Source organism: Mariniradius saccharolyticus AK6 (assembly GCF_000330725.2).
Classification (GTDB): Bacteria; Bacteroidota; Bacteroidia; order Cytophagales; family Cyclobacteriaceae; genus Mariniradius; species Mariniradius saccharolyticus.
This window is the reverse complement of sequence record NZ_AMZY02000010.1, coordinates 13,285-39,490: the sequence shown is the minus strand read 5'-3', so window position 1 is coordinate 39,490 and position 26,206 is coordinate 13,285. Positions and strand designations below refer to the sequence as shown.

The following is a 26,206-nucleotide window of genomic DNA, read 5'->3' as shown; positions in this document are numbered from 1 at the left end:
ATGCAGACCAATCTGACAATAAGGACAAAACGGTTTGCAGTTGATGTTTGGCATTTTTGCAACAAACTTCCTAATTCCAGAGGCTTCAACAGTTATGTCAACCAACTTATCAGATGCTCCAGTTCAGTAGGAGCAAACTACCGTGCGAGTCAACGCGCAAAGTCAACCGCTGACTTCATTAATAAATTGAAAATTGTCGAAGAGGAAGCTGATGAATCGTTATACTTCCTGGAACTTATCAGAGAGATCAACGGTGATGTTTCGTTAGAGAGAGAACTGTCACTGCTTTTAGATGAGGGTGAACAGATATTGAAGATGGTTGTGGCTTCGATTAACAAAGCAAAAAGCAACCAATAGGGTGTGCTTTCCTCGTACTTCGTACTTCGGATTTCGTACTTTCAAAAAAAACTTAATCCATAGCAAATGGCAATTCTTATCGACGGAAAACTCACTTCCGAACAAATCAAAACCGAAATCGCCGCTCGGGTAGCCGAAATCAAGGCTGAAGGAGGAAAAATCCCCCACCTCGCAGCCATATTGGTCGGCAACGACGGTGCGAGCCAGACCTACGTGGGTGCTAAAGTGAAGGCTTGCGAGCAAGTAGGTTTCCAATCCACTTTGGTCCGTTTGGATGCAGCTGTATCCGAAGCGGAATTGCTCCAAGTGGTGGAAGATATCAATACCAATCCCGAAATCGACGGATTGATTGTGCAGTTGCCACTGCCAAAACACATCTCGGTCCAGAAAGTAACCGATAAGATCAAGCCCGAGAAAGACGTCGACGGGTTTACGCCGACCAATGTGGGGCGGATGACCTTGGGCTGGCCTGCCTATGTGGCGGCTACTCCCTACGGAATTGTGGAGCTTTTGAAAAGATATAAGATTGAAACTGCAGGCAAACACTGTGTCGTCATAGGTCGCAGTCATATTGTAGGCTCTCCGATGAGTATCCTGATGGCAAGAAATGAATATCCTGGAAATTGTACCGTCACGCTCACCCATAGCCGCACACAAAACCTTCCCGAAATCACCAAGACTGCCGATATTCTGATCGTGGCGATCGGCAAACCGGAGTTTGTCACGGCAGAGATGGTCAAGGAAGGTGCTGTCGTGATTGACGTAGGAATCCACAGGGTCGATGATGCGAGTAAAAAGTCCGGATTCAGACTTTTGGGAGATGTGAAATTTGACGAAGTGGAGGCCAAAGCTTCGGCCATTACCCCGGTGCCAGGTGGTGTTGGACCGATGACAATAGCCTCCTTGCTTTTCAATACGCTGTTGGCTGCGGAAAGGAAAATCTTTCCCTAAGCTTGCAGAAAGCGGGAACACCGGAGTCTGATTCCGCCCAATTTTTCTTCGGAAAGTTCATTTACCCACTTGCAACGAATACCAAACCTTTCTACTTTTGCAGACCCTAACCGCGCATGTGGTGAAACTGGTAGACACGCCACTTTGAGGGGGTGGTGCCCTTACGGGTGTGGAAGTTCGAATCTTCTCATGCGCACAAAGCCTCGGATTCTCTCCGGGGCTTTTTTGTTGATAGGTGGGTTGCCTTGTCCAGTATTTTTTTCGCCAGGTTTGTAATGATTTTTGAAAAATTGATTTTCTCCCTATTTTCAATAGAAAATACTGTCTCCATGAAGATCGTCCAAACAGCTGTACTCTTGATATTCACCCTTTTGGTAGTACCCATTTTCACCTACCTGTTTGGCATACCCTTGGGAGAATCGGAATGGGCTGCCCTTTCGCTATTGGTCAAGATCTGCGGCGTGTCGATTGCTTATTGTTTTCTGGTAGGAGAACTTACCCGCAATAACAGTCAGGTTGACAAATATTGGAGCATCCTGCCGATCATTTATGCCTGGGTGATGGCAAATTATGGTGACTTCACGCCAAGAATGATCCTGCTTGCAGTATTGGTAAGCGCTTGGGGAGTGCGGCTTACCTATAATTTTGCCAGAAAAGGTGCCTATCGATGGAAGTTTTGGGAGGGCGAAGAGGACTACCGCTGGGAGATTTTGCGGAAAAAGCCCGAGTTTCAACCCCGATGGAAATGGACCCTATTCAATCTGTTTTTTATTTCTGGCTATCAAAATGTGTTGATTTTGTTGTTTACGCTACCCATGCTGGTGGTAATGCAGTTTGACGATGGAGGTATTGGTAGGTGGGATTACTTCGTGGCTGCCGGCACTTTGTTTTTCTTGGCATTGGAAACCGCCGCCGACGAGCAGCAGTGGAAGTACCAATCTGAAAAATGGAGGCTGATACGGGAGGGGAAGTTGCTTGTGGGGGATTTTGCAAAGGGTTTTTTGGACAAGGGGCTTTGGGCCATTTCCCGCCATCCCAATTACCTCGGTGAGCAAGGTTTCTGGGTGACTTTCTACTTTTTTTCTGTAGCCACGTCTGGGCAGTGGCTCAATTGGTCGGTAGTCGGCTGTCTGTTGCTGTTGATTCTTTTCCAAGGCAGTTCTAATTTCAGTGAGGAAATCAGTGCTTCGAAGTATCCCGAATACAAATCCTATCAAGCCCGCGTTCCTAGATTTGTGCCACGACCAAAGGGAAAAACCCAAGAAAGTCCAGCACCAACTTCCTAAAGTGTTTGGTTTTAAAAAACCATTTCATTTCTGGGGCGTAAATTCCGTTATGTCACGAAGCTTCGCATTTCTATTTCGAACGACTTTAATATTATTTCTTTTTTCCGTCGGTGGGTTTTGTCAGGAATTGAGCCAACAAACCGAAAGTCAACTTGGATTCGGGGCAAACAGCGGCGTTGTAACGGGGGAGGATTTTGTACTTACCTATCAAGTTGATCCTATTTTGGGGGTACTGTCATTGTCGCTCAAAGACGGGAATTTCGATCACCAGCTTTTCGAAGAGTACCGAGTTGGACGGGATTTTTTGGCAATCAACCATGAAGTCGTAGCGGAAAAAGTTTACCTGCTACTCTCCAATCAAAATTCGTTTAAGATGATTTGTGTCATCGACACAAAAACCCAGGATATCAAGTTTTATCCGATTTCTGTCAACCTTGGCAGAATTGATCAATTCAAGATCATCGGAAATACCCTTTTGGTGGTTGAATCGCTGGAGAAAGGTGATTTTGTTCAATTGTACGATTATCGGTCTGGGGTACTGATATCGCTGTCCGAATTGTTTTATCCAAAAACAAGGGTTTGGGATGTTCAGGTCAAGGGTGATGTCTTTGATATCCTGATCCACAAAAAAGGCGATTACACCAACCAGTCGCTGAGGATGATTGGATTTGCTACCTCTGGGGCAAAAGTCTACGAAAAGGAAATACTTCCCCTCGGGCCGAAGAAACTGATCTTCAAGTCGGCAAAATTGATTTCATCCCCAGCATCTGGATACAGTATTGTCGGGACTTATGCCAAAAAGCAAGGAGAGCAGTTTTCGGGATATTACCATGTTTCGGTCAATGATTTTCTTGAACAAGAGGCGAAGATTCATCCGATGCGATCTTTGGAGGGCTTTTTTGACTACAAGAAAAATCCCGGATGGAGGAGAAATGCAAAAAACCTCAGAAGGGAGATGGTGGTCTACCACTCAAAGACCGACGGGAAATACATCGCCATGGCTTCCAGTTCCGATAAAGTGGTGCGAAAATTCGTCCATTTTGTCTTGCTCGACCACTCAGGTGCACGGATTTACGATACCTCAGTGAAGGTGTTTTATGGGCTTGGAAATGCCTTGTCGGATTACAGCACACTTGGCTTAATCGATAAGGACCTGTATTTCATTTTCGAAGGCAACAGCAAGTACAATGTGTTGCCTGGGTATAAGCTTTACCAGATAAAGGAGGGGAACCTGGCAGGATTGCTCAGGATAGAGGATTTCATGCAAATGAAGCGGAATTTTGAGCAGTGGGAAGAGGTCAAGTTTTATCATTGGAAGGACAATAAATTCATTGTTTCCGGCATTGAAACCGTCAATGGGACGTCAAGGCACGTGGTTCAAAAAATAGAAGTTTGAGGGGGATTGTTTTTTGGGTACTTTTTAGGACACAACCCAATGCCAAACCCATGCTACGACCCACCGACACATTGATTGCGACATTTTTCCTTTGTTTGCTCGCGATTTCAGGCAAAAGCCAAACTGCACAATTTCCGATCGTGAAAGGTTTTGGTGGTATTTATGAAATACCTGAAGCCACAGAACGGCCCGACCCAAATGGCAAGTTCAAGATTGTGATTGACCTTGCCTCGCCGGCCGACGATCCCAAGCAAATCAACCGAATGGTGGACAATATTGCCCGCATGATCAACCTCCATGGCATCGGCGGCGTCAAGCATGAGCATATCCAGGTGAAAGTGGCGGTACATGGTGGTGCGGTTTTTAGCATCCTCGGAGATGCATACTATGAAAAGCTCTATGGCTGCAAAAATCCAAACCTTCCTGTCTATGAAGCTTTGAAGGACGCTGGGGTCGAGTTCTATATCTGTGGCCAATCGCTCATCGCGCGCAATATGAAACCTGCCGATATGTGGCAAGGAGCAGAAATTGCGCTGTCGATGCTGACGACTCTTACCAAATATGTTCCTCAGGGGTATATGCTCCTTCGCTTTTAGAAATCAAATTCCAGTTGATCAGGCAGCAGCTTGAAGCTCTTTCTGTGGAGTGGGGTCGTGCCGAGTTTCAATATTCCCTCGCGGTGGGAAGTCGTAGGGTAGCCCACATTTGTTTCCCAGCCATATCCTGGATATTGGGCTGCGAAGCGTTCCATCATTTCGTCTCGGTAGACTTTTGCCAGTATGGAGGCTGCGGCTATGCTCGCGAATTTTCCGTCGCCCTTTACGATACAGGTATGAGGTATTGTCAAATGGCTGCTAAACCTGTTGCCGTCGATCAGCAGGTGTTGGGGTTTCACATTTAGTGCTTCAATTGCCCGGCTCATGGCTAGAAAAGACGCTCTGAGAATATTTATCCGGTCGATTTCCTCCACACTTGCCTCGGCGATGGACCAGGCAATGGCTTCGGATTTGATTTCGTTGACCAAGACATTCCGGCTTTCCCGGGTCAATTTTTTTGAGTCATTGACAAAAGCGTTGGCGAAGTCAGGCGGCAAAATGACCGCTGCGGCCACGACGGGCCCGCAAAGGCAACCCCGCCCGACTTCATCGCAGCCAGCTTCTATCCGCTCAAATTCTAAAAAAGGACTCAGCATTGTCTTTGGATGTGCTTTCGGTTTTGTAATACTTGTGGATCATCTCGGCGACGAGGCCAGTCCAACCCGTTTGGTGCGAAGCGCCGAGGCCTCGGCCGTTGTCTCCGTGGAAATACTCGTAAAACAGGATGTGGTCCTTGAAATGGGGGTCTTTCTGGAATTTTTCATAATGGGCATATACCGGTCGGTTTCCATTTTCATCCGGCAAAAACAGCTTGATGCAGCGGAGCGAAAGCTCTTTGGCAATCAAATCCATCGTGACGTAATTTCCCGAGCCGGTCGGGTACTCGATCGAGAATTCGCCTCCATAGTAGTAATCGAATTTGCGCAATGATTCAATAATCAAATGGTTGATGGGAAACCAGATCGGCCCACGCCAGTTGGAATTGCCCCCAAACATCAGAGAGTCGGACTCGCCAGGAGTGTACCTGACAGTCAGCAGGTCACCGTTGATTTTGACGCTATAGGGTTTTTTGAGGTGGTATTTCGACAGCGACCTGATGCCGTAGTCGCTTAGGAACTCGTTCGGGTCAAGCATTTTTTGGAGGATGCTCTTCATTCTGTGTCCCCTTAGGAGGGCAAACAACCTCCGTTTCTCGTATCCTGGCTTGATCCAGCTCGAGACCAAAGCTGCCATTTTGGGTTTTTCCTTTAGGAAGAACTCCAGTCTGTCCTTGAAGTCCGGAAGGCTCTCAAACATATCCACCTTTATCGATTCAACTGCGAACAAAGGTATGATGCCTACAATGGATTTGAGTTTCATCACCTTTGGCTCTTTTCCAGGTAGGTGAAAAACGTCAAAAAAGAAGTTTTCCTCATCGTTCCAGAGGCTGATGTGCTCTTCGGAGATATTGCTCATTGCCCCCGCAATATGGAGGAAATGCTCCAGGAACTTGATCGCCGTGTATTGATAGTTTTTGTTGAACTCGCAGAGGTCCAAGGATATCCGAAGCATGTTAAGCGAAAACATAGCCATCCAAGACGTCGCATCTGCTTGTTCCAGTTTTCCCTTGTAGCGATGGGCATGGGAGCGGTCGATAACTGAAATATTGTCTAGACCAAGGAAACCACCTTCAAAGATGTTCTTGCCGTCGCTGTCCTTTTGGTTGACCCACCACGTGAAGTTGATCATCAGCTTGTGGAAGCAGCGTTCCAAAAAGTCCCGGTCGCCTTTTCCCCCATTCATTTTCTTGTCGATCTGATAGACCCGCTGTACGGCATAGGCATGGACTGGAGGATTTACATCGGAAAAATTCCACTCATATGCGGGTATCTGTCCGTTTGGATGGAGGTAAGAATCGTTGAGAAACAGGATAAGCTGGTCTTTTGCAAACTCAGGATCTATCCTCGCAATCGGAACACAGTGGAAGGCCGAATCCCAAACCGCATACCAAGGATACTCCCACTTGTCAGGCATGGAGATGATATCTTGGTTGTACATGTGTCGCCAGCTGCTGTTGCGGCCCTTTTTCCTCTCCTTTGGCGGTTGGTATCGTCCGGGGTCGCCGTCAAGCCAACGGTCTACATTATAGTAGTAAAACTGCTTGCCCCACATCATCCCGGCATAGGCTTGACGTTGGATATTCCGCATTTCAGGGTCCTTTACGCGCTCTTGGATTTCTCCATAAAATTCATCTGCATCCCTTTTCCTTTCTTCCAAAATTGCGTCACAGTGTTCCAAGGCGTCTTTTGACTGCTGGTGCATCATCCTGAACTTGACCACTGCGCTTCCACCCGCGGGGATGGTGAGTTTGTAGATTGCAGCCGTTTTGGTACCAAAATCCTTTGGATTTAAATATTGCTGGTAGCCCTTGGTAACGAAGTCGTTGATGGCGTCTTTGAGGTATTTCTTGTCGTTGGGGATGTTGTAAAGTCGCTCGCGGTTCGTCTCGTTATCGCAAAACCTGATCTCCGGATTTCCATCAAAATTGATGAAATAATTACCCATATTAGGAGTGTATGCCTTGACGACATTTTCTGTGGTCTTGGTAAGCTTTGGCATAAATGCCTCCTGACCCGTAAACCAGGTTTTCCGGAACCAAAAAGTCGGCATCACCCAAATATCTGCATCTTTTGGCCCTCGGTTGTGGATCGTGGCAAATCCAGAGATGTCTTCGTGTGATTTTTTGGCATACTCGATGAAAATATCGAAGTATTCATCTTGGTCAAATATACCTGTATCAATGATCTCAAATTCGGGGTCGTTTTTGGTCCGCTTCCGGTTTTCCTCCAAAAGTTGGGTATATGGAAATTCGTTTTGGGGGTACTTGTACAGCATCTTCATGTAGCTGTGCGTGGGCGTGGAATCGAGATAATAGTAGATTTCCTTGACGTCCTCCGCGTGGTTGCCCTGCGGACCGGTCAATCCAAAAAGCCTTTCCTTGATAAAAGGATCTTTCCCGTTCCAAAAGGCCCAAGCTATGCAGAGGGTTTGTTTGTCGTCAGAGATTCCGCCGATGCCCTCCTCACCCCAGCGATAGGCTTTGCTTCGCGCGTCGTCGTGGGTGACGTTGTCCCAGGCGGCACCGTTTGGACTATAGTCTTCGCGTACGGTACCCCATTGGCGTTCGGTCAGGTATGGGCCCCATTTCTTCCAATTGTAAACTCCATCCTTCGTCTCCTGAAGCCGTTTTTTCTCTTCTGTCATAACTAACCTGTAAAAATTCGACTTCCCAATTTACTGATTTTTGCATAGGGTAAATCGAAATGATCGGAAGAAGGAAGACCCGAAATCGGAAAAAAATTATCGCAATCGTTTTAGATTGAATGAAGGGGTGACAGAAACTTATTTGATTCTTTTCAGGAAGATAAAATTCCGAAAGCCTTCGATTTTTTGACTCTTCTAACCGAGCTAGAATTTAGCGGTGGCTTATCGTTTTCGGCGATAATTTTCAAAAACAATGAATCAAATTGGTCAAACCAAGTTTTAGAATCCAGAGCTTCTGTCGCCTTTTGATCTATGTATTCTATAAGTTTCCGGAAGTCAAAATCCGTGCTTTGAATTCCTGCGCCTGATATTTCCGCATCCATGGCATTGCAGGCTTGCTCGTACTGTCCAGCGACAGGCACCATCATGACAGGCTTTCCCATATACATCGCTTCGCAAATCGACTCAAATCCGGCCGTGCTTACAAGGCCCTTGCAGGAAGCCATTTTTTCCAAGAAAAGCCTGTCATTCACTTGGTGGAAAATCAAGTTTGGGACTGGTTTGTACCCGTCAGGCATTGATTTATGGTCCCAAAAAGCCACAATTTCAATGTTTGGATTTGCTGTCGCAAAGTTGATCACGTCTTGTCCATAGCCTGGATTGACCATATAGCATAGGAAAAAATCATCGTTTTTGGGTTGGAGATCCTTTACTTCCCTCCTCAGGAGTGGGGGCAGGATATACAGATTTTTGTTTGACGATGATGTAAAATTTCTAAATGAGAGCGCCAACTTTTTTGATGCGCCGATCGCAGTGAGATTCGTGTTAAGTTTGAAAAGCCACTTGGCGAGAGTCTGATTGGGGGCAAAAGGAAACTCCGGATGCTCGATCAAATATTGGTGACCGATGGTCCAGAATTCGCCCGTGTGCTTGTAAAGCAATTTGTAAAGACCACCAAGAATATCATAAAAATTCAGAATCACATCTGGTTGGTATTTATTGACTTGTTCGTCGATAATCCGAAGGCTCTTTTGGTACTTATTGATCTGACCAAGATTGTAGGTAAATGTTTTCCAGAGTAAAATGGACTTTTGTTTTTCGTCGGTCACGAAATTAGGGCTGTCGTAGAGATATATCGGTGCGGCGATGTTTTGGTGGACAAATGCCGGAATTTGCCGCCTTGCACTTTTACCAATACAGACTGCCGATACGGTATGGCCCCAGGATTCCAATTTTTGGGAAAGCGCAATGGCTTGTGTCATATGCCCCCGTCCTTCCCCTTGGACGATAAAGAGAAATTTCATCCTAGAAAAAGAAATTTGGGATTTTCAGTCCTTTGGATACGGATTCGAATGCGACCGTCTTTAATTCGCGTGGCCGCTCGATTGCGACTGCCTTGTCGTCTTCGGATCTGTAGGATTTCCTGAAGTTGATTTCATTGTAATAGATCAACTGCCAATTGCCGTCGTGGTCTTCGGCGAGCGCGCTCATCGTTTCCACCCAATCACCCGAGTTGAGGTACAGGATGCCATCAATCATCCTGTTTTCGGCTTTGTGGATGTGGCCGCAAATAATGCCGTCACAGCCTTTCGCTTTGGCCATCTTGGCCAGTTCCTCCTCATATTGGTCAATGTAGGACACAGCAGTTTTCACTTTCCCCTTGACGTATTGGCTCAAAGAATAATAGGGAAGGCCACGTTTCCTTCGATGGTAGTTCACCAGGCGATTTAGCCACAGCAGAAAGGTGTACCCCACATCTCCCAAATAGGCGATCCAGCGCAGATTTGTCGTGACACTGTCAAAAATATCTCCATGCGTGATGAAAAATTTTTTCCCATTACTTTCATAAATCATATCGTTTTGAATCGAAAGGTTGCCGATTTGGATAGGCAGAATTTGATCCAAGAAGTCGTCGTGGTTGCCGCGGAGATAGGTGACGTTGGTTTGGTCACGCTCGATCATCTTGAGGATTCTGTTGAAAAAGCGCGTATGCTTGCGCTTCCAGGAGCCGGATTTTTTCAATTGCCAGCCGTCGATGATATCGCCGTTGAGGATGAGGTTTTCGCAACTGTATTGTTTGAGAAACCTTGCAACCTCCTTGGCCTTTGATCCCTTGGTGCCAAGATGCACGTCGGAGATGATGATGGTTTTGAAGTGGGTTTTCAAGTGGATTAGGATTTGCTCGAAAGTTAAAACTCTCGTTTAATCCAGTCTTAAACAGCGTGTTATGATTAAGATAAGTTTTTGCCCCAAGTATCCGTGAATGTGAAGAAAACGTTAAGGAATCCGTCCACGCTTATTTGTTCGAATTGTGATTTTCCGTTTCTGGAATTGGGGAAAATGCATGAAATTCACAGCCGCATGAAACGGAATCGAGAAATTGTCCGTCTTCACAGCAAAAGTTCAGATTTCAAGTCGATATGAAGAAAGTTTTATTGGCATTGATCATGGCGATGACGTCGTTTGGAATGATTTCCTGCGACAAAGAGGAAAATGTCCCTACAAGCGTGAATGGCCCTTGGGAGTTGGTAAAGCTCGTCGACGCGAGGGGTGGAGATCCAATCGTGGGTCAGGATATCGGATTTACGGAAAAGTATGAGTTTTTTGCGGGAGGTGGTTTTGCAAAAACTTCCACACGTATCGACACAGATGCAGGACAGCCGATAAGGGCGTTAGGCAAGTTTACAATTATTCCCAATACAAGCGAGGAGCAGTTGTTGAATTTGAGGCTGGTGTTTGAAACGAAGCCGGAACTCATTGTCAATTGCAACTCGACAACCGAAGAAAGGCTTTTTATCAACACCGATTACCAGCTTGTGAACGATTCCTGGTTGCGTTGTGATGGTGAGATTTTCATTTATGAGAGATCCGCTACCCGTTGAAAATCAGCTTGAATACCGTGCCGCTGCCAAGTTCCGAACGTACCTGAATGTTGCCTTTGTGGCGGCGCATGATTTGTTTTGAGAGGCTCAGTCCGATTCCTGAGCCTTTTTTCTTGGTGGTGAAGAAAGGAATAAAGATTTTTGGAAGCGCTTCTTCGTCGATTCCTTTGCCCGAATCGGCCACTTCGATGATGATTTTACCGGACTCATCAATGAATGCCTCCAGCCAAATTACCCGCGTCACGGAGTCCTCGACGGCTTGGATGGCATTTTGGATCAAGTTGATCAAGACCTGCTCGATCAAACTTTGGTCGCCGAATAGGATCAGATCCTCGGGCTCGATTTTTTTCCTGAATTGGATTTGGTGCTGATCAAACTGATGCTGCAGCAGTACTTCCAAATGTTCAAAAAGCGAGTGAAGCTGGATGGCTTGGAATTTCGGTGCAGGGATGTGGGCTAGACTTCTGAAGTCGGAGACAAATTTGATCATGCCTTCGCTTCTTTTTTCAATCGTGGAAAGCGCCATCAGGTAATCCTCCAAGTCGTGCGCGTCCAATTGGGAAGCGGAATTGATTTTGGATTCCATGTCACTCTTGACGGTGGCTGCCAAGGAGGAAATCGGTGCGATGCTGTTCATGATCTCATGGGTCAGCACCTTGATGAGGTTTTGCCAAGCCTCCATTTCTTTTTCCTCAAGCTCACTTTGGATATTCTGCAGGGATACCAATTTGAATTTGGATTCCCGCATCACCAATTCGATGACATACACAGAAAGTTGCATAATCCCATCGGGATGCGCGATCTTGATCAATTCGCTTCCGCCGGTCCTTAGCGAATGGATCGCATGATGCAGTTCTTTGTTGATTTTTTCGACCTCGGAGATGTTTGCCAAATTGGAAATGTTCAGCATCCGCTTGGCGGCAGTATTGACGATTTGGATTTTTCCCTCTTCGTTGAATGTAATCAGGCCGATGCTGAGGTGTTGGAAAACTGATCGGAAATATTGGTAATTGGCTTCTTTTTCGGCTTGGTCTTCTTTGAGTTTGGCGAGGATCGCATTGAACTCTATGTGCAGATCGTCCGTCTCCGTGCCGTCGAATTTGACCGGATAGACGTTGCTGTAATTGTCCTGTTTGATGTTGTTGAGAAATTGGCGGACTTTTTTGAATGAATTTTCGGAATAGCCAATCAAAAAGACCACCTGTGCCAGTACCACGATGATAAACAGCGCTATGAGGAATACCCCCGCACTACTCAGGATGCAATAAGCAAGTACAAACAGTGATACTGCTAGTAGTATGATCCGCCCCAGCAGTCCAATTTTATAATCCATATTTTTCCAATCTTCTGTACAAAGAAGCGCGGGTCAGTCCCAGCTCTTTTGCGGCTTTTGAAATGTTTCCTCCGTTCTTGTCGATTGCTCTTTGGATGGTGCTTTTTTCCATTTCGTCCAGATTGTAGGTATTGGCCATTGCGGGTGCCTTTTCATTGACCGGTTTTGAAGAAAGGAAAAAGAAATCCCTGGTGTCCAATTGCTTGCCGTCGGCCATGATGATGGCGCGTTCGATGGCATGCTGTAGTTCGCGGATGTTACCAGGCCAGTGGTATTTTTGCAGCATCTGCATGGCATTTGGCGTAAATCCCTCAAATTCTTTCCTGTACTTCTGTGCATAGGATTTCAGAAAATGGTTGGCGAGGATCGGGATGTCATCCTGCCGTTCGCGTAGGGGTGGAAGGAAAATCTCAACGGTATTGATTCGATAAAGTAAGTCTTGCCGGAAGGTGTTGTCCAATACCATCTCGTGCACGGGCATGTTGGTAGCGCAGATCAGACGTATGTCCACCGGGACAGCCTTGTTGCTGCCGATTCTTGTCACTTCCCTGCGCTGCAATACGGTTAGCAATTTGGATTGTAATGGCATACTCAGGTTTCCGATTTCATCCAGGAAAAGGGTCCCGTTGTCAGCAATTTCGAATCTGCCCGGACGGTCTTCCTTTGCATCGGTGAAGGATCCCTTTTTATGCCCAAAGAGCTCACTCTCGAACAGCGTCTCGGTGATCGCACCCATGTCCACGCCCACGAATATCTCATCCTTGCGGTGCGAACGGTCGTGGATAGCCCTTGCGATCAATTCCTTACCTGTACCATTTTCACCCAAAATCAAGATGTTGGCATCTGTCTGCGCGACTTTGTCAATGATGGAGAAAATATTCTTCATCGAAGCGCTTTGCCCGATAATATCCGCATAAGGCTTCTTCAACTCGGATTGGAGTTGCTTCTGTTTGGTGGAGAGCTTTTCGACTTGGTTGTAGCTTTCCTTTAGCCGGGAGGCAGCTGTAAGCGTGGCCAAAAGTTTTTCGTTTTGCCAAGGCTTCAGGATAAAATCAGTCGCCCCTTCCTTGAGCGCGCGTACTGCCATCTCCACATCCCCAAATGCCGTGATCAGGATGACCACCGCACTTGGGTCGATTTCCTTGATTTGTTTCAGCCAATGGAATCCTTCCTTACCCGAAGTGGTGTCGTCGGTGAAGTTCATGTCCAAGAGAATGACGTCGAAGCTGTTGTTATTGATCAAAAAAGGAATTCTTCTGGGATCCTTTTCGATGGTGACTTCTTTGGCATGTTTTTTCAAAAACATCTTTGCGGCAAAGAGCAGGTCCTCATTGTCGTCAATGATCAGGATTTTTCCGAGTTGGGGGCTTTCCATGGTATGCGATTATTTGGTGAAACTTCTATTGACAAAATGATGCCATCCTTCAAAAGGGCTCTGATTCAGCCTAAATCTAGCCCGATTGATTGAAATATGTTCGAAAACGTACATAAATATATCATTACCGAACACTGTCCGCTATGATGTGTCCGTCAGTTTTGATTGCGTCTCGGAATGCCTACCTTTGTACTCCACTAAAAAAGAAAATTATGTCTATTGCAGGAAAGGGAGATGCGGTGAAGGTCCATTACACTGGAAGATTGCTCAACGGAACCGTTTTTGATTCTTCGGAAGGAAGGTCGCCACTTGGTTTTACACTTGGTGACGGTAACATGATTAAGGGTTTTGACGCTGCCGTTTACGGCATGGCTGTGGGTGACCAAAAAAGCGTGACAATTCCATGCATTGAAGCCTATGGCGAAAAGCGCGAGGATATGATGCTGGATATTCCGATGAATCAAGTACCCCCATCGATCAAGCCTGAAGTTGGCATGGAGCTTTCGCTTCAAAACCAAATGGGTCAGCCCGTGCCGGTGAAAGTAGTCTATGTGGATGAGGAAAAAATCACCTTGGATGCCAATCACCAACTGGCAGGCGAGGATTTGATATTTGATATCACTCTGGTATCCATCGGATGATTCCCAATACAATCTCAATAAAGTTAATACCCCTTCAATGGGGTATTTTCTTTTTGATAAATCCTAAATCCACGCTTGTTGTAGAGTATGACAGCCTTGCGGTTCACCAAAATTCCAGTCACTTCCGCACCTAGCGACAGCCTGAATTGTTCCTCCGCGCCGGATTGGAAGTCAACAAGTCGGATGGAGTCTTTTTCCACCAAAAATAAATAGCCCTTCCAGAAGCTTAGACGGCCATTTGGGAATACTTGCAGCCTTTTGATAAAATTTCCTTGGTTGTCAAAAATGTAAATGCCCTGGCCGGCAATGTTAAGAAAGAGCAGGTTTTGATGCTCACGGATATCGAGGACGTCAAGGCTGGTATTTTCCAACACAAGGTTCAAAGGCTGCTGCTGCAAAATCCGGCGGGTGCGAAAATCAAATTGCTTGATCGAGAGATCTGTTTCATCAAGGATCCAAATGATGTTGTTGTTGCCGAGCGTTGCGGCTTTGGCCAAAGCGATATTTTCGGCAGGGATCTTGTTTTCGGAGATTGGGTTGATAAAACGGTCCAAAATCCGGTATTCCTGCAGGTCAGTGGAAAAAGTGAAGATATTGACTGTCCAAAATGCTTCCAATTGTGTAAGTCTACCCTGACGGGGAGGCGAGAAGTTGTTGATGCGCTGCCCAGAGAGATTGTATTGGTAGAGGTTTCCCTCAGGGTCGGCGACAAACAAAAAATCTTGGTTATCAAGAGAGATTTTGTCCAAACGCGGAAATTCCACGGCGACAAAATCACCCCATTCAGATTCCTGGGAGAACGCTTTTCCACTACCAAGAGCGAGAAAAAGTAGCAGCAGCGCTTTTATCCTTGCCATTTTTCCAATTTGAATTCTTTTCCGTCAAATACTCCGTAGGTGAAATTGTTGATCCATTCGCCTAGGTTGTAGTACCGGGATTTGTTTCCGACAGGCAATTCCAAGGGCAAGTGTCGGTGGCCAAACACATAATAGTCGAAATGCCTGCTCGCCTCCACCTGCTTGCAGTACGCCCATAGCCACTCGTCGTCTCCTTTGAATGTGTCCTCGTTTTTGGAGTTGTTCGAAATGCGGCTGTTCTTCGACCATTTTTGTGCGATGCGTACCCCCAGGTCAGGATGCAGCCACTTGAACAGCCATTGGCAAATGGGGTTGGTAAAGATTTTTTTCAGGATCTTATATTGGGTATCTCCGGGACCCAAGCCGTCTCCATGTCCGACGAGGAACACCTTATCTTCAATCTTGACTTCAATAGGATGATCAAAAACAGGAATTCCAAGCTCTTTGGTGAAATAATCATCCATCCACAGGTCATGGTTTCCGGTGAAAAAGAATATAGGGACATTTTTGTCGCGCAGAGCTGATACTTTGGCAATGAACTTTACAAAACCTTTTGGGATCACTTTTTCATATTCAAACCAAAAATCGAAGATATCCCCCACCAGAAATATTGCCGCCGCTTCATTTTCGATGCTGTCCAGCCAGGCGATGATCTTTTTTTCCCTTGCCTTGCTTAGTGTTTCGTTGGGTGCGCCAAGGTGGAAGTCAGATGCAAAAAAAACCTTCTTGTCGTGAATTTTTAAGTTCATGCCTTGAGTGATATCGGCCAAAGATAACAGGAAAGAAAAAAGCCTCCATGAAGGAGGCCTATTTATTCATTGCTGATTGATTCGCTATTGTTTTGTTGGATCCGCCAGTTCCGATTGATCATTGGAATGGGAAATGCCGCTGCCATTGCTGCTGAAACTCACGGTAGAACTGTCAGCAGGGACTTTTTCCCCAGATTCTGCCTTTGGTTCTGCTTCTTCTTTAGCAGCTACCTTTGGGGTTTTCTTGGTGAAAGCCTCGTAGGTGGTTTCCTTCGCAAACGGCCTTTTACCTATCAATCTTTCCAAGTCAGTTTGGAAAAGGATTTCTTTTTCCAACAGCTCCTTGGCCAGAATTTCAAGCTGTTCCCTTTTATGGTTGAGCAGTTCTTTGGTGCGCTCATATGCAAAAGAGACAAGCTTTCTTACTTCTTCGTCGATGGTTTCGGCTGTGGTTTCGGAATAAGGCTTGGTCATTCGGTAGTCGGATGCTTTGCTGTCATAGAAGGAAACGTTTCCGATCTTGTCGTTCATACCGTATACCGAAACCATCGAATAGGCCATCTTGGTAACCCTTTCCAAGTCGCTGAGTGCGCCGGTGGAGATTTTACCGAAGATGATTTCCTCGGAGGCACGACCGCCAAGGGTCATACACATCTCGTCTACCAATTGTTCGGTTTGGTAGAGGAACTGCTCCTTGGGCAGGTATTGTGCGTAACCCAGCGCTGCTACGCCGCGGGGCACGATACTCACTTTCACCAATGGATCGGCGTGTTCCAAAAACCATCCGGCCACGGCATGACCCGCTTCGTGGTAGGCTACGATTTTCTTTTCCTCAGGAGAAATGATCTTGTTTTTCTTCTCCAATCCGCCAATCACCCTGTCAACGGCATCTTGGAAATCCTGCATATCCACGGCAGTCTTGTTTCTTCGCGCTGCAATCAGCGCAGCTTCGTTGCAGACGTTGGCGATTTCGGCACCGGCAAAGCCAGGGGTCTGTGCCGCCAATTTCTTGGCATCCACATCATCGGATGTTTTGATTGGCTTAAGATGGACTTTGAAGATCGCTTCCCGTCCCACGATATCCGGCTTGTCGATGGAGATTTGTCTATCAAAACGACCTGGGCGCAAGAGTGCTGAATCCAATACATCCGGCCTGTTGGTGGCCGCAAGTACGATGACGCCGCTGTCAGTTCCGAAACCGTCCATTTCCACTAACAAAGAGTTGAGCGTATTCTCACGTTCGTCATTGGAACCGGGCATTTGGCCCTTTCCGCGTGAACGTCCGATGGCGTCGATCTCATCGATGAATATGATACAAGGTGCTTTTTCCTTGGCTTGTTTGAACAGGTCACGAACCCGTGCCGCACCTACGCCGACAAACATTTCCACGAAGTCGGAGCCGGACAAGGTAAAGAAAGGCACTCCTGCCTCACCAGCCACAGCTTTTGCCAACAAGGTCTTACCTGTTCCAGGAGGGCCTACCAATAGGGCTCCTTTCGGAATCTTACCCCCGAGTTTGGTGAATTTGCCTGGATTTTTCAAAAACTCCACAATTTCCTGAATTTCCTCCTTCGCCTCATCCAGACCTGCCACATTGTCAAAAGTGATTTTGACTTTATTTTCAGCGTCAAAGAGCTGGGCTTTGGATTTTCCCACATTGAAAATCTGCCCACCCGGACCGCTAGGTCCTGCCATACGGCGCATCATAATCCAGAAGAATAGGAATAGGAGAATCAAGAAGCCAAAGCTGGAGAACCAATTTGTCCAAGACTCTTGTGTTTTGGCGGTGTAGCCAATACGGGATCCCTCGGGCATTTTGGATTCCAATTCATTGAAATAATCGATGAATTTGTCTACCGATGCGATCCTGATCTGATAGTGTGGACCAGCGGGATTGTAGAACGGACTATTCGCTTCAAGTTCATTCTTGTACTTGCTGTTTTGCAAGGCCTCGGACTTCAGGCTCACTTCTACCACATTTTGGTTGTAGATCACCATGACCTTGGCCACGTCGTTTGCCAAGTACATGTCCTCGAAATCCTTTAGTTGTTTTTCGATTACGCTATTCCTTTGGTTAAACCAAGTGATGCCTACCAACACGATCACCGCCGCAATGATCAGCCAAAGCTGAAAGTTGGGCTTCTGAGGCGTCTTCGGCATGAAGTTTTTATTTTTATTGTTTTCGCTCATTCTTCCTTATGGATTCAATTGTTTGTAAAACGCTATTTGGGTCGTAAAGTTCAACAGGCGGGTCAGGATTCGATGTGGGTGATCTTTGCATCTCCCCACAACTCCTCCAAGCCGTAGAATTTCCTCCTGTCTTTCAAAAAGATGTGGGCTACGACGTTGATGTAATCCATCAAGATCCACTGCTTGTTGGTCTTTCCCTCACTGCGAAAGGGTTTTTCCTTGAATTTTAATGTTGTTTCCTCTATCGAATCGGATATCGCCTCAATCTGCGTGTCCGAGTTTCCAGAACAAATCACAAAAAAATCGGTGAAGGAATTTTTTACGCCCCGCAAGTCCATCACCACAATGTCGGAAGCTTTTTTATCTTCCATTCCTTTTACTATAATTTTGCTCAGCTCTTCTGCTGTCATGTTTTTGTTTGAAGTAATTTTACAAGTTAGGTTTTATCCGATTGCCTGCCAAGCAAAGTTCCATTTTGAGTAGCAAATAACCAATCCCTTATGTATAAAATCCTTGCCAACACGTTTTTTTTGGGAAAAGACATCATTCACCTGACAGAGTGTCACTCGACCAACGATGAAGCACTGAGGCGGCTGAAGGCAAAGGAAATCGCCGAAGGCAGCATCATCATCACAGACAATCAGACGAAGGGACGTGGGCAGCGGGGCAATGTTTGGGTGGTTGAGCCGGGCAAAAACCTGACCTTTTCTATCGTGCTACGTCCAGATTACCTGATGCCTACCGAGCAGTTTTGGTTAAACATGGTCGTTAGCTTGGCGATTTGGGAAACCCTTTCTTCCTATCTGTCGGGTATTTGGGTCAAATGGCCCAACGATCTCGTTCACGACCAATCCGGGAAAATCGGAGGCGTGCTGATCGAAAATCTGATCCAAAATACCTCAATCGAGTATTCTGTGATAGGCATAGGCCTCAACATCAATCAAAGGAACTTTTCACTCCCTTACGCATGCTCGATGGCTACACTCGCTGGTCAGGAGTTTGACAAATGGGAGATCTTTAAACTCTTGGTCAAAAACCTAGAGCGCCAATATTTGTTGTTGAAAAAAGGAAACAGGCTGCAAATCAAATCGGACTACCTGCAGCACTTGTTCAGGTCCAGCATTTGGGCAAGGTACGATGATGGGGAGGAATTTGAAGGAAAAATCCTTGGTATTGAGGACGATGGGCGGCTACGGATCGAGAAGAAAAGCGGATCGGTGCACAGATATGCATTCAAGGAGCTCAGATTTCTGTGATATTTATTTGAACGAAATGCCTTAACTTTGCCAGCTCAAATTGAAAATCAATCATTTAATTATACAATCATGTCAGAAATCAAATCTGAAAAATACGTGAAGTTCAAGGTGAAGGACATATCCTTGGCGGAATGGGGAAGAAAAGAAATCAAATTGGCCGAAGCGGAAATGCCCGGCTTGATGGCTATCCGTGAAGAATACGGCCCGTCGCAGCCACTCAAAGGTGCGCGCATCGCTGGCTGTCTACACATGACTATCCAAACTGCAGTCTTGATAGAGACTTTGGCTGCTTTGGGCGCAGAGGTGACTTGGTCATCCTGCAACATTTTCTCGACCCAGGACCATGCAGCAGCGGCCATTGCGGCAGCAGGAATATCTGTATACGCTTGGAAAGGAATGACGGCTGAGGAATTTGACTGGTGCATCGAGCAAACGCTGTTTTTTGGAGAGGAAAGAAAGCCGCTCAATATGATTTTGGACGACGGGGGAGACCTCACCAACATGGTATTTGACAACTACCCTGAGTTGATAGCGGGCATCAAAGGTTTGTCTGAAGAGACTACCACCGGTGTACATAGACTATATGAGCGCATGAAAAATGGCACGCTTCCAATGCCCGCCATCAACGTCAACGACTCCGTGACCAAATCCAAGTTCGACAACAAATACGGCTGCAAGGAATCACTCGTTGACGCTATCCGTCGTGCAACTGATATCATGATGGCAGGCAAAGTCGCCGTAGTCGCAGGATATGGTGATGTGGGCAAAGGTTCCGCAGCGTCTCTGCGCGGTGCAGGTGCCAGGGTGATTGTTACCGAAATCGACCCAATCTGCGCGCTTCAGGCCGCAATGGACGGATTTGCCGTGAAGAGAATGGCAGATGCAGTGAAGGAAGCCGATATTGTGGTGACCGCCACCGGCAACAAAGACATCGTGGTGAAGGAGCATTTCCTGGCACTGAAAGACAAGGCGATCGTCTGCAACATTGGCCACTTTGACAACGAGATCGATATGGCTTGGTTGAATAAAAACTATGGACACACCAAGGACGTCATAAAGCCACAGGTTGACCTGTACAATGTGGAGGGCAAAGAAATCATCGTCCTTGCAGAAGGCCGCTTGGTGAACTTGGGCTGTGCTACAGGCCACCCATCCTTCGTGATGTCCAATTCATTCAGCAATCAGACCTTGGCACAGATCGAGTTATGGAACAATTCCAAGAATTATGAGCCTGGCGTGTATGTATTGCCTAAACACTTGGATGAGAAAGTGGCTTCCCTGCACTTGGCGAAATTGGGCGTCGAACTCGATACCCTTAGGCCGGACCAAGCTGAATATATCGGCGTATCGGTCAGCGGACCGTTCAAGCCGGAGTATTACAGGTATTGATCAAGTTTCAAATTAAATAGAAAAACCCTGGCTGAAAGGCCGGGGTTTTTTGTTTGGAATGTTTATGTGAGGTTTGAAGTTGAATATTTTGCTGTTTAAGGCTTCCTCCGAATTTACTCTAAAATAGGATTTCAAGGTGACTGCACTACTATCACCCGTCCATCCTGTAGCGTCAGCGTTGCTGTGGATTTGCAGGGGTTTTCACCCGTGTAGCTGAGGTTGTGAGTGAATACTTGTCCGGCGCCATGGGTGATTACCCAGCTTTCGCTGCCTTGCTTGGGCATCAGCGTGCCGGATAGAATACAGGATACGTCATAGTTCCTAAGGGTTCCCTGAGTCATTTTGATCGCCCGACCGGCAATATTTCTCCCTTCGATGGTACCGCCACTGCCGAACTGGGTTAAGGTGGAATTTTGTAAAGTCACTTGGTGGACGAAGGAGCCATTTAGCCGAGAGCTGGAGTTTTTCTCGTTACGGATGATGAGATTTTCGAAGATTTCGGTACGACGGTTGGGGTTTGCAATGCTCGTTAGCCGGCGAAATTCCCGAAGGCCTTCGATGGCATTTCCTTTGAAAAAGTAATTGTCATACGTAAGCACCACACTGGATTCAAGCACACTTCGGGTGATGTATTGCAGGAGGATTCTGCCGGTTCTTGGGGTATTTGCATTGTTGGTGCAGGTCGACTTGGCCGAAAAAACCAAGCTGACGGATCTGTTTGCATCGTTGACCGTGACATCAGGACATCCGGGCAGGGTGTCGGGATTGACCGTTTTGAAATAATCAAAGCCCTGAAGTGCAAAGAAGAGCGACTCTTCAAGGCTTTGGGTGATGCGAAAGATTTCCATCCCTTCCACCTGTTGGTCGGTGCTGATGTTTTTTTCGGCATCTCCAAGGCAGGCAGTCAGCAATAGCATCGCAAAGGAAAGAAGGCTTTGTCTTGTCATTCTTTTCAAATCAGGACAAATCTAAACGCTTTCGGGGATTTGCACCACGCTTTGTCGGATGCTGGTTTCCAACTTTTTTTTCCATGGCGTATTGTCTATCTTCAACGGCAATTAAACCCAAATCATATGTCTTACGCAGATGGAATGTTGAAAGAAGGTGCCCTGAGGGGCAAAACAATATTGGTGACCGGCGGCGGGACCGGACTCGGGAGGTCCATGGGAACCTACTTTTCGAAGCTTGGTGCCACACTGATCATTACCAGTAGAAAACTCGATACTTTGACCGAAACGGCCAAAGAGATCGAAAACCTGACCGGCGGTAGGGTGCACGCCTTGGCCTGCGATGTACGGGATATTGCCCAGGTGGAACAAATGTGGGCAGACGCAGTCGCCCTGACCGGAAGGGTTGACGTGGTGCTCAACAATGCTGCAGGAAATTTCATCAGCCCGACGGAACGTCTCTCAACCAACGCCTTCAACACGGTTTTGGATATTGTGCTCAAGGGTACTTCCCAAGTTACCTTGACGGCGGGAAAGCATTGGATCAAAGAAAAACAACCAGGTACATTTCTCAATATCGTGACCACTTATGCATGGACCGGATCGGGATATGTGGTGCCTAGTGCCGCGGCGAAGGCTGGCGTCTTGGCAATGACGCGGTCTTTGGCAGTGGAGTGGGCCAAATATAAAATCAGAAGCAATGCCATCGCACCAGGTCCATTTCCTACAGAAGGGGCTTGGAGCCGCCTGTTGCCGGGGGATTTGGTCAAAAAATTCGATCCTGCCAAAAAGGTACCCGTGGGTAGGGTAGGCGACCATCAGGAATTGGCCAACCTGGCGGCCTATTTAGTTTCGGATTATTCCGCTTATGTCAATGGCGAAGTCATCACAATCGATGGGGGAGAGTGGCTGATGGGCGCAGGCGAATTTAACAACCTGGAGGCGATTCCCCAGGAAATGTGGGACATGCTCGAGGCTTCAAGGGGAAAAAAGCCATGAGCCCCAAAGTGATTTGGGGCTACCTGAAGGCAAAATGGAAAATCAGAAATCTATAAAAAAGCCCTCCCAGCAGATTGGGAGGGCTTTTTTATTTGTCTTCCTTGAAAACAGGTGCTTTCTTGAATGGCAGCAACATGGTATTGTCCCAGGTCGCCAAGACTTTGGAGACATTGCCGTCATCCAAGGCAGTGGTCTCAATGATGTACCAGCGGGTATTTTTTTCGGTTCCGACGGCGATTACATTGGTCTCGGTGATCACCTTACCGCCAGGGACTTTGGAAACCGTCGTCACAGGAACGATTGCGTGGGTTTCTTCTCCTGTGACGACCTGTTGGACAGCAGGTTTGGTTTTGTACTCTTGGAGAATGAAACCTTTTTTCTTTTGGGTTTCCTGAATTTGGATCAAAGCTTTTCGGACGTTGTCTAGCCCTCCGGCTTTTTCTACCACGTCAGGGTAAGTATAGCCCAGCATCGTTTCATAGTCTTCACAAAGCTTGGCATTGAAGTAGGCGGCTACTGCATCCTGCACGTCTACTTCATTTTGTGAATAGCAGAAATGGTTGATTCCCAGAAAAATGGCCAGAATCGCCATCCGGATTGTTGGTTTTTTCATTGTACTCGCTTTTTGGGTGATGAGCGAAAATATACAAAAGATGTATTTGCCAAAAGCGTTAGTCAGATTTTTCCCTGATTTTTCACAGGGAAGCGACCATATAGTACAGTGGAAAACCCAATGTGATATTAAACGGGAAGGTCACCGCCAAGGCCATTGGAAGGTAGATTCCAGGATTGGCTTTTGGCACGGCAATTTTCATCGCAGCAGGTACAGCGATGTAAGATGCGGAAGCTGCCAATATGGCCATGATAAATCTGTCTCCGACCGAATTGCAGCAGAATTGGCTCGTATAGGCGACTATGGTGCCGTTGATGAGTGGAATAATGACAGCAAAAGCTGCCGTGAACTTGCCGGATTCCAGAAAATCCTTCAATTTTCTACCGCTGGAAATTCCCATATCGAGAAGGAATATCGCCAAGAAGCCCTTGAAAATATCAGTAGTGAATGGCTTGATACCCTCCGCTTCTTTTTCGCTCGCCAAAAATCCGATCAATAAACTGCCAAGAATCAATAGCACCGAGCCATTGGTAAAAGCATGGTGGATTACGCTTCTTACCTTTACACCTGTTTGGCTTTCTTTGCTAAATATCTTGATCAGCAATACCCCGATAATAATCGCAGGCGCCTCCATCAAGGCCATGATCGCGACCATATAGCCATGGAAAGCCTGTTGTTGCATTTCCAAAAATGATACGGCGGTTACGAATGTTACGGCCGAGACAGAACCATATGCAGCTGCGATTGCCCCCGCATTTTCAATGCTAAATCTTCTTTTGAGTATAAAAAACGTGTAGAGTGGGATCAAGCAGGCAGCCAAAATCCCATAGACAACTGAGGAAATAATGCTCCACGAAAATGTACTGTGTGCCAACTCTTGTCCTCCCTTGAATCCGATGGCGAATAAGAGGTAGAGTGAAATAAATTTGGAAGAATTTTGGGGAATCTCGAGATCACTTTTGATCCGGACTGCCAAGACACCTAAAAGGAAAAAGAGGAATGCTGGGTTGGTGAAATTGTCCAACAGAAGCTGAATGTTCATGAAAGTTGCAGTTCTTGCTGAACGTGAAACTCGATGGATTTTGCGCGGGATTGGTCCGTGAGCATGCCCTTAATCTGGATTTTGTTTTCCTGTATGATCCTGTGCAAGCAAGGTTGTCCCAACATCTGATGCACTTGGTCCTCGATTACAAACAGGGAAAGTTTTGACAGCTGATGCGAAAGGCTTGAAGCCGCGGAGATTTCGACTTGATGGCGATCAAAAACCTCCGAAATTCCCTTTATCGTATCATTTGGATCCATCTGGGCCTCCTGCATTCCCTCGCTCAAAAACTTGGAATGCAGGTCCTGCACAAAATAGACCTCCTTGATATTTTCAGAAATAAGGAAATTGCCCATCATTTCAACAAAAATCCGGTCCTGGAAGGGGAAAACACCGCCCAGAGCCGTCAAAAAGCGGATGTCTTTTTTCGGAAGGCGGCTGTCCAGGAAACTTTGGGAATTGCTGAAAGGACAGAGGAGGATCAAGGTTTTTTCCATTTCTGAAATTTTTTTTTTATTTAGATGAAACCTTGTGCAAAATTCTTGAGTTAGATTAATATATTTTTATTTATATTTATAATCTAAAACATAAACGTTATTTATGAATTACACATTGCACCAGTTGCACGTTTTTTTGAAAATAACCCAACTCCAAAGCATCACCAAAGCGGCGGAGGAACTGCACTTGACGCAGCCTGCGGTCTCGATCCAGTTGAAAAATTTTCAGGAGCAGTTTGATCTTCCTTTGACCGAAGTGGTGGGAAGGAAGCTTTACGTGACGGATTTCGGGAAGGAGATTGCTGTCGCTGCCGAAAAGATCCTCGAGCAAGTCAACGCGATTAATTTCAAGACTGCTTCCTTCAAAGGGCAATTGACTGGACGGTTGAAAATCTCGGTGGTGTCTACGGGGAAGTACGTGATGCCTTATTTCCTTTCACAGTTTTTGGAGCAAAATCCCGGCGTGGAACTCAAGCTCGATGTGACCAATAAGGCCATGGTTATCAACGCCCTCGATGAAAATGAGATTGATTTTGCCTTGGTGTCCATCCTGCCTGAAGTGATACAATTTGAGAAAGTCGAGTTGATGGAAAACAGGCTGTTTTTGGTCGGAGGCAGGGATTTTGAAGTCGACAAGTCTCTTTCTGGAGCCGAGCTGATAGAACAGATTACACTGATTTTTAGGGAACATGGCTCAGGGACGCGGCTGACGATGGAGCGGTTTTTGAAGAACCACAACATTTCGGTTAGGAAGAAACTCGAGCTGACTTCCAACGAGGCGGTGAAGCAGGCTGTCATCGCTGGATTGGGTTGTTCGATCATGCCTCTGATTGGGATCAAAAATGAGTTGAAGAATGGCGATCTTCAGGTTATTCCAGTCGAAGGGTTGCCTATTGTGACCAATTGGAACCTTATTTATCTGAAAAACAAGAAGTTTTCTCCAGTTGCGGATGCCTATTTGACCTTTATTGAAAAACAGAAAACAAGTATCATCAAGAAGTATTTTGACTGGGCGGTCAAGTCTTGAAGTTGAAAAAAATCGAGAATGATATAAGTTTGTTTGGTTTTCCATTGGTACTTTTGGAAATTATTATCCTACCGTGAGGCAATTGCTGAAGATATCGCTCCTCCTATTTTACCTGCTATTCAATGCAGGGATGAGCTATTCCATGCATTATTGCGGGGAGGATTTTCAGCGGATCAATCTTTTTGCCGATGCCAAAACCTGCTGTCCTTCCCAAGAACCGATGCCGGGATGTTGTGACGACGTCTCCAATTTGGAGCTCCCAAATACCGATCAGCAGATTTCTGACGTGTTGGATTTCGAACCCATGGCAAGTGATGCGATTTGCCCCGAATTTGGAAATTACGCGGTCCCGGTTTCAGAAATTGCGCAAGAATTGACTTTTGGATTTGCCGATTCGTCGCCGCCATCGATACTGAATACACCACTTTTTCTCCTTCACTGCATTTTTTTGATCTGATACATTTATAAGCGGAAGTGCATTCCGGTTGGGTTTGATACTGCTTTTGGTCTTTTTGATCAACACTACAAGCATCTTGAAATTCACCCAATCGAACATGCTGGACTTCCCCCTTCCCTGAAA

Annotated in this window: 26 protein-coding genes and 1 tRNA gene; 13 read left to right on the top strand and 14 right to left on the bottom strand. The window is 46.4% G+C overall.

Annotated features, from left to right (window positions below):
- The 6 genes from C943_RS09440 to C943_RS09415 all read left to right on the top strand — a co-directional run bounded on the left by C943_RS09440 (position 1) and on the right by C943_RS09415 (position 4,586).
- Positions 1-357, top strand: coding sequence for a four helix bundle protein (locus C943_RS09440; protein ID WP_040479939.1), 357 nt, complete (start codon positions 1-3; stop codon positions 355-357).
- Between the two features lie 66 nt (positions 358-423).
- Complete coding sequence (locus C943_RS09435; RefSeq protein WP_008627038.1) at positions 424-1,308, top strand: bifunctional 5,10-methylenetetrahydrofolate dehydrogenase/5,10-methenyltetrahydrofolate cyclohydrolase; 885 nt, start codon at positions 424-426, stop codon at positions 1,306-1,308.
- Between the two features lie 112 nt (positions 1,309-1,420).
- Positions 1,421-1,504, top strand: a tRNA-Leu gene (locus tag C943_RS09430).
- Positions 1,505-1,637: 133 nt separating this feature from the next.
- Entirely contained in the window at positions 1,638-2,594 is a 957-nt protein-coding gene (locus C943_RS09425) for a DUF1295 domain-containing protein (RefSeq protein WP_211208876.1), read from the top strand.
- A 49-nt stretch (positions 2,595-2,643) separates the two neighbouring features.
- The gene (locus C943_RS09420) at positions 2,644-3,990 is read left to right on the top strand and encodes a hypothetical protein (protein WP_169334617.1); all 1,347 of its coding nucleotides are present in this window, start codon (positions 2,644-2,646) and stop codon (positions 3,988-3,990) included.
- Positions 3,991-4,040: 50 nt separating this feature from the next.
- Positions 4,041-4,586, top strand: a complete 546-nt coding sequence (locus tag C943_RS09415) for a DsrE family protein (RefSeq protein WP_081610469.1) — start codon at positions 4,041-4,043, stop codon at positions 4,584-4,586.
- On the opposite strand, the gene C943_RS09410 is transcribed toward C943_RS09415, so the two are convergent.
- The 4 genes from C943_RS09410 to C943_RS09395 form a co-directional block, all read right to left on the bottom strand.
- Positions 4,583-5,182: a ribonuclease HII gene (locus C943_RS09410; protein ID WP_008627024.1), complete on the bottom strand. Its 600-nt coding sequence runs from the start codon at positions 5,180-5,182 to the stop codon at positions 4,583-4,585. The genes C943_RS09415 and C943_RS09410 overlap by 4 nt on opposite strands.
- Complete coding sequence (locus tag C943_RS09405) at positions 5,157-7,829, bottom strand: MGH1-like glycoside hydrolase domain-containing protein (protein WP_008627022.1); 2,673 nt, start codon at positions 7,827-7,829, stop codon at positions 5,157-5,159. Before C943_RS09405 ends, C943_RS09410 begins: the two co-directional genes overlap by 26 nt.
- A 152-nt stretch (positions 7,830-7,981) precedes the next feature.
- Positions 7,982-9,133, bottom strand: coding sequence for a glycosyltransferase family protein (locus C943_RS09400; protein ID WP_008627006.1), 1,152 nt, complete (start codon positions 9,131-9,133; stop codon positions 7,982-7,984).
- Position 9,134: 1 nt separating this feature from the next.
- Positions 9,135-9,995 carry a UDP-2,3-diacylglucosamine diphosphatase gene (locus tag C943_RS09395; protein WP_008627005.1) on the bottom strand — a complete coding sequence of 287 codons (861 nt, stop codon included), beginning with the start codon at positions 9,993-9,995 and terminating at the stop codon, positions 9,135-9,137.
- Positions 9,996-10,249: 254 nt separating this feature from the next.
- Here C943_RS09395 and C943_RS09390 point away from each other — a divergent pair, with 254 nt between their 5' ends.
- Positions 10,250-10,711, top strand: coding sequence for a hypothetical protein (locus C943_RS09390; protein ID WP_008627001.1), 462 nt, complete (start codon positions 10,250-10,252; stop codon positions 10,709-10,711).
- Here C943_RS09390 and C943_RS09385 read toward each other — a convergent pair.
- Both C943_RS09385 and C943_RS09380 read right to left on the bottom strand, forming a co-directional pair.
- A complete protein-coding gene (locus C943_RS09385) occupies positions 10,701-12,044 on the bottom strand; it encodes a sensor histidine kinase (protein ID WP_040479933.1) in 1,344 nt (447 codons plus the stop codon). The two genes, C943_RS09390 and C943_RS09385, sit on opposite strands and share 11 nt — an antisense overlap.
- Entirely contained in the window at positions 12,034-13,419 is a 1,386-nt protein-coding gene (locus C943_RS09380; RefSeq protein ID WP_008626996.1) for a sigma-54-dependent transcriptional regulator, read from the bottom strand. The genes C943_RS09385 and C943_RS09380 overlap by 11 nt, the downstream gene beginning before the upstream one ends.
- Positions 13,420-13,631: 212 nt before the next feature.
- Here C943_RS09380 and C943_RS09375 point away from each other — a divergent pair, with 212 nt between their 5' ends.
- Entirely contained in the window at positions 13,632-14,060 is a 429-nt protein-coding gene (locus tag C943_RS09375) for an FKBP-type peptidyl-prolyl cis-trans isomerase (RefSeq protein WP_008626994.1), read from the top strand.
- Between the two features lie 23 nt (positions 14,061-14,083).
- On the opposite strand, the gene C943_RS09370 is transcribed toward C943_RS09375, so the two are convergent.
- The 4 genes from C943_RS09370 to rsfS all read right to left on the bottom strand — a co-directional run bounded on the left by C943_RS09370 (position 14,084) and on the right by rsfS (position 18,266).
- Positions 14,084-14,917 carry a TolB-like 6-bladed beta-propeller domain-containing protein gene (locus C943_RS09370; RefSeq protein ID WP_008626991.1) on the bottom strand — a complete coding sequence of 278 codons (834 nt, stop codon included), beginning with the start codon at positions 14,915-14,917 and terminating at the stop codon, positions 14,084-14,086.
- Positions 14,905-15,666 (bottom strand): UDP-2,3-diacylglucosamine diphosphatase, encoded by a 762-nt coding sequence (locus C943_RS09365; RefSeq protein ID WP_008626989.1) that lies wholly within the window; start codon positions 15,664-15,666, stop codon positions 14,905-14,907. The genes C943_RS09370 and C943_RS09365 overlap by 13 nt, the downstream gene beginning before the upstream one ends.
- 84 nt (positions 15,667-15,750) lie before the next feature.
- Positions 15,751-17,856: an ATP-dependent zinc metalloprotease FtsH gene (gene ftsH, locus C943_RS09360; protein WP_008626987.1), complete on the bottom strand. Its 2,106-nt coding sequence runs from the start codon at positions 17,854-17,856 to the stop codon at positions 15,751-15,753.
- A 62-nt stretch (positions 17,857-17,918) separates the two neighbouring features.
- Positions 17,919-18,266 carry a ribosome silencing factor gene (gene rsfS, locus C943_RS09355; protein ID WP_008626985.1) on the bottom strand — a complete coding sequence of 116 codons (348 nt, stop codon included), beginning with the start codon at positions 18,264-18,266 and terminating at the stop codon, positions 17,919-17,921.
- Between the two features lie 90 nt (positions 18,267-18,356).
- Here rsfS and C943_RS09350 point away from each other — a divergent pair, with 90 nt between their 5' ends.
- Positions 18,357-19,112: a biotin--[acetyl-CoA-carboxylase] ligase gene (locus C943_RS09350; protein WP_008626984.1), complete on the top strand. Its 756-nt coding sequence runs from the start codon at positions 18,357-18,359 to the stop codon at positions 19,110-19,112.
- Positions 19,113-19,181: 69 nt separating this feature from the next.
- Positions 19,182-20,501 carry an adenosylhomocysteinase gene (ahcY, locus tag C943_RS09345; protein ID WP_040479930.1) on the top strand — a complete coding sequence of 440 codons (1,320 nt, stop codon included), beginning with the start codon at positions 19,182-19,184 and terminating at the stop codon, positions 20,499-20,501.
- A 131-nt stretch (positions 20,502-20,632) separates the two neighbouring features.
- Here the strand turns inward: ahcY and C943_RS09340 are convergent, their stop codons facing one another.
- A complete protein-coding gene (locus tag C943_RS09340) occupies positions 20,633-21,448 on the bottom strand; it encodes a hypothetical protein (protein ID WP_008626980.1) in 816 nt (271 codons plus the stop codon).
- A gap of 126 nt (positions 21,449-21,574) precedes the next feature.
- Here C943_RS09340 and C943_RS09335 point away from each other — a divergent pair, with 126 nt between their 5' ends.
- Positions 21,575-22,447: an SDR family oxidoreductase gene (locus tag C943_RS09335; protein WP_008626979.1), complete on the top strand. Its 873-nt coding sequence runs from the start codon at positions 21,575-21,577 to the stop codon at positions 22,445-22,447.
- 88 nt (positions 22,448-22,535) lie between these two features.
- Here C943_RS09335 and C943_RS09330 read toward each other — a convergent pair whose 3' ends face one another.
- The 3 genes from C943_RS09330 to C943_RS09320 all read right to left on the bottom strand — a co-directional run bounded on the left by C943_RS09330 (position 22,536) and on the right by C943_RS09320 (position 24,599).
- Positions 22,536-23,060 carry a hypothetical protein gene (locus tag C943_RS09330; protein WP_008626978.1) on the bottom strand — a complete coding sequence of 175 codons (525 nt, stop codon included), beginning with the start codon at positions 23,058-23,060 and terminating at the stop codon, positions 22,536-22,538.
- A gap of 82 nt (positions 23,061-23,142) precedes the next feature.
- Positions 23,143-24,102 carry a sodium-dependent bicarbonate transport family permease gene (locus C943_RS09325; protein WP_008626976.1) on the bottom strand — a complete coding sequence of 320 codons (960 nt, stop codon included), beginning with the start codon at positions 24,100-24,102 and terminating at the stop codon, positions 23,143-23,145.
- Positions 24,099-24,599, bottom strand: a complete 501-nt coding sequence (locus tag C943_RS09320) for a hypothetical protein (protein WP_008626974.1) — start codon at positions 24,597-24,599, stop codon at positions 24,099-24,101. Before C943_RS09320 ends, C943_RS09325 begins: the two co-directional genes overlap by 4 nt.
- A gap of 103 nt (positions 24,600-24,702) precedes the next feature.
- On the opposite strand from C943_RS09320, the gene C943_RS09315 reads away from it, so the two are divergent.
- Both C943_RS09315 and C943_RS09310 read left to right on the top strand, forming a co-directional pair.
- Positions 24,703-25,626, top strand: coding sequence for a LysR family transcriptional regulator (locus C943_RS09315; protein ID WP_008626972.1), 924 nt, complete (start codon positions 24,703-24,705; stop codon positions 25,624-25,626).
- A gap of 73 nt (positions 25,627-25,699) precedes the next feature.
- Positions 25,700-26,083: an HYC_CC_PP family protein gene (locus C943_RS09310; RefSeq protein ID WP_008626971.1), complete on the top strand. Its 384-nt coding sequence runs from the start codon at positions 25,700-25,702 to the stop codon at positions 26,081-26,083.
- The last annotated feature ends 123 nt before the right edge of the window (positions 26,084-26,206 follow it).

Coding starts and splice junctions, on each gene's coding strand:
- C943_RS09440 (WP_040479939.1), top strand. CDS start 1: ATGCAGACCAATCTGACAATAAGGACAAAACGGTTTGCAGTTGATGTT.
- C943_RS09435 (WP_008627038.1), top strand. CDS start 424: ATGGCAATTCTTATCGACGGAAAACTCACTTCCGAACAAATCAAAACC.
- C943_RS09425 (WP_211208876.1), top strand. CDS start 1,638: ATGAAGATCGTCCAAACAGCTGTACTCTTGATATTCACCCTTTTGGTA.
- C943_RS09420 (WP_169334617.1), top strand. CDS start 2,644: ATGTCACGAAGCTTCGCATTTCTATTTCGAACGACTTTAATATTATTT.
- C943_RS09415 (WP_081610469.1), top strand. CDS start 4,041: ATGCTACGACCCACCGACACATTGATTGCGACATTTTTCCTTTGTTTG.
- C943_RS09410 (WP_008627024.1), bottom strand. CDS start 5,182: ATGCTGAGTCCTTTTTTAGAATTTGAGCGGATAGAAGCTGGCTGCGAT.
- C943_RS09405 (WP_008627022.1), bottom strand. CDS start 7,829: ATGACAGAAGAGAAAAAACGGCTTCAGGAGACGAAGGATGGAGTTTAC.
- C943_RS09400 (WP_008627006.1), bottom strand. CDS start 9,133: ATGAAATTTCTCTTTATCGTCCAAGGGGAAGGACGGGGGCATATGACA.
- C943_RS09390 (WP_008627001.1), top strand. CDS start 10,250: ATGAAGAAAGTTTTATTGGCATTGATCATGGCGATGACGTCGTTTGGA.
- C943_RS09385 (WP_040479933.1), bottom strand. CDS start 12,044: ATGGATTATAAAATTGGACTGCTGGGGCGGATCATACTACTAGCAGTA.
- C943_RS09380 (WP_008626996.1), bottom strand. CDS start 13,419: ATGGAAAGCCCCCAACTCGGAAAAATCCTGATCATTGACGACAATGAG.
- C943_RS09375 (WP_008626994.1), top strand. CDS start 13,632: ATGTCTATTGCAGGAAAGGGAGATGCGGTGAAGGTCCATTACACTGGA.
- C943_RS09370 (WP_008626991.1), bottom strand. CDS start 14,917: ATGGCAAGGATAAAAGCGCTGCTGCTACTTTTTCTCGCTCTTGGTAGT.
- C943_RS09365 (WP_008626989.1), bottom strand. CDS start 15,666: ATGAACTTAAAAATTCACGACAAGAAGGTTTTTTTTGCATCTGACTTC.
- ftsH (WP_008626987.1), bottom strand. CDS start 17,856: ATGAGCGAAAACAATAAAAATAAAAACTTCATGCCGAAGACGCCTCAG.
- rsfS (WP_008626985.1), bottom strand. CDS start 18,266: ATGACAGCAGAAGAGCTGAGCAAAATTATAGTAAAAGGAATGGAAGAT.
- C943_RS09350 (WP_008626984.1), top strand. CDS start 18,357: ATGTATAAAATCCTTGCCAACACGTTTTTTTTGGGAAAAGACATCATT.
- ahcY (WP_040479930.1), top strand. CDS start 19,182: ATGTCAGAAATCAAATCTGAAAAATACGTGAAGTTCAAGGTGAAGGAC.
- C943_RS09340 (WP_008626980.1), bottom strand. CDS start 21,448: ATGACAAGACAAAGCCTTCTTTCCTTTGCGATGCTATTGCTGACTGCC.
- C943_RS09335 (WP_008626979.1), top strand. CDS start 21,575: ATGTCTTACGCAGATGGAATGTTGAAAGAAGGTGCCCTGAGGGGCAAA.
- C943_RS09330 (WP_008626978.1), bottom strand. CDS start 23,060: ATGAAAAAACCAACAATCCGGATGGCGATTCTGGCCATTTTTCTGGGA.
- C943_RS09325 (WP_008626976.1), bottom strand. CDS start 24,102: ATGAACATTCAGCTTCTGTTGGACAATTTCACCAACCCAGCATTCCTC.
- C943_RS09320 (WP_008626974.1), bottom strand. CDS start 24,599: ATGGAAAAAACCTTGATCCTCCTCTGTCCTTTCAGCAATTCCCAAAGT.
- C943_RS09315 (WP_008626972.1), top strand. CDS start 24,703: ATGAATTACACATTGCACCAGTTGCACGTTTTTTTGAAAATAACCCAA.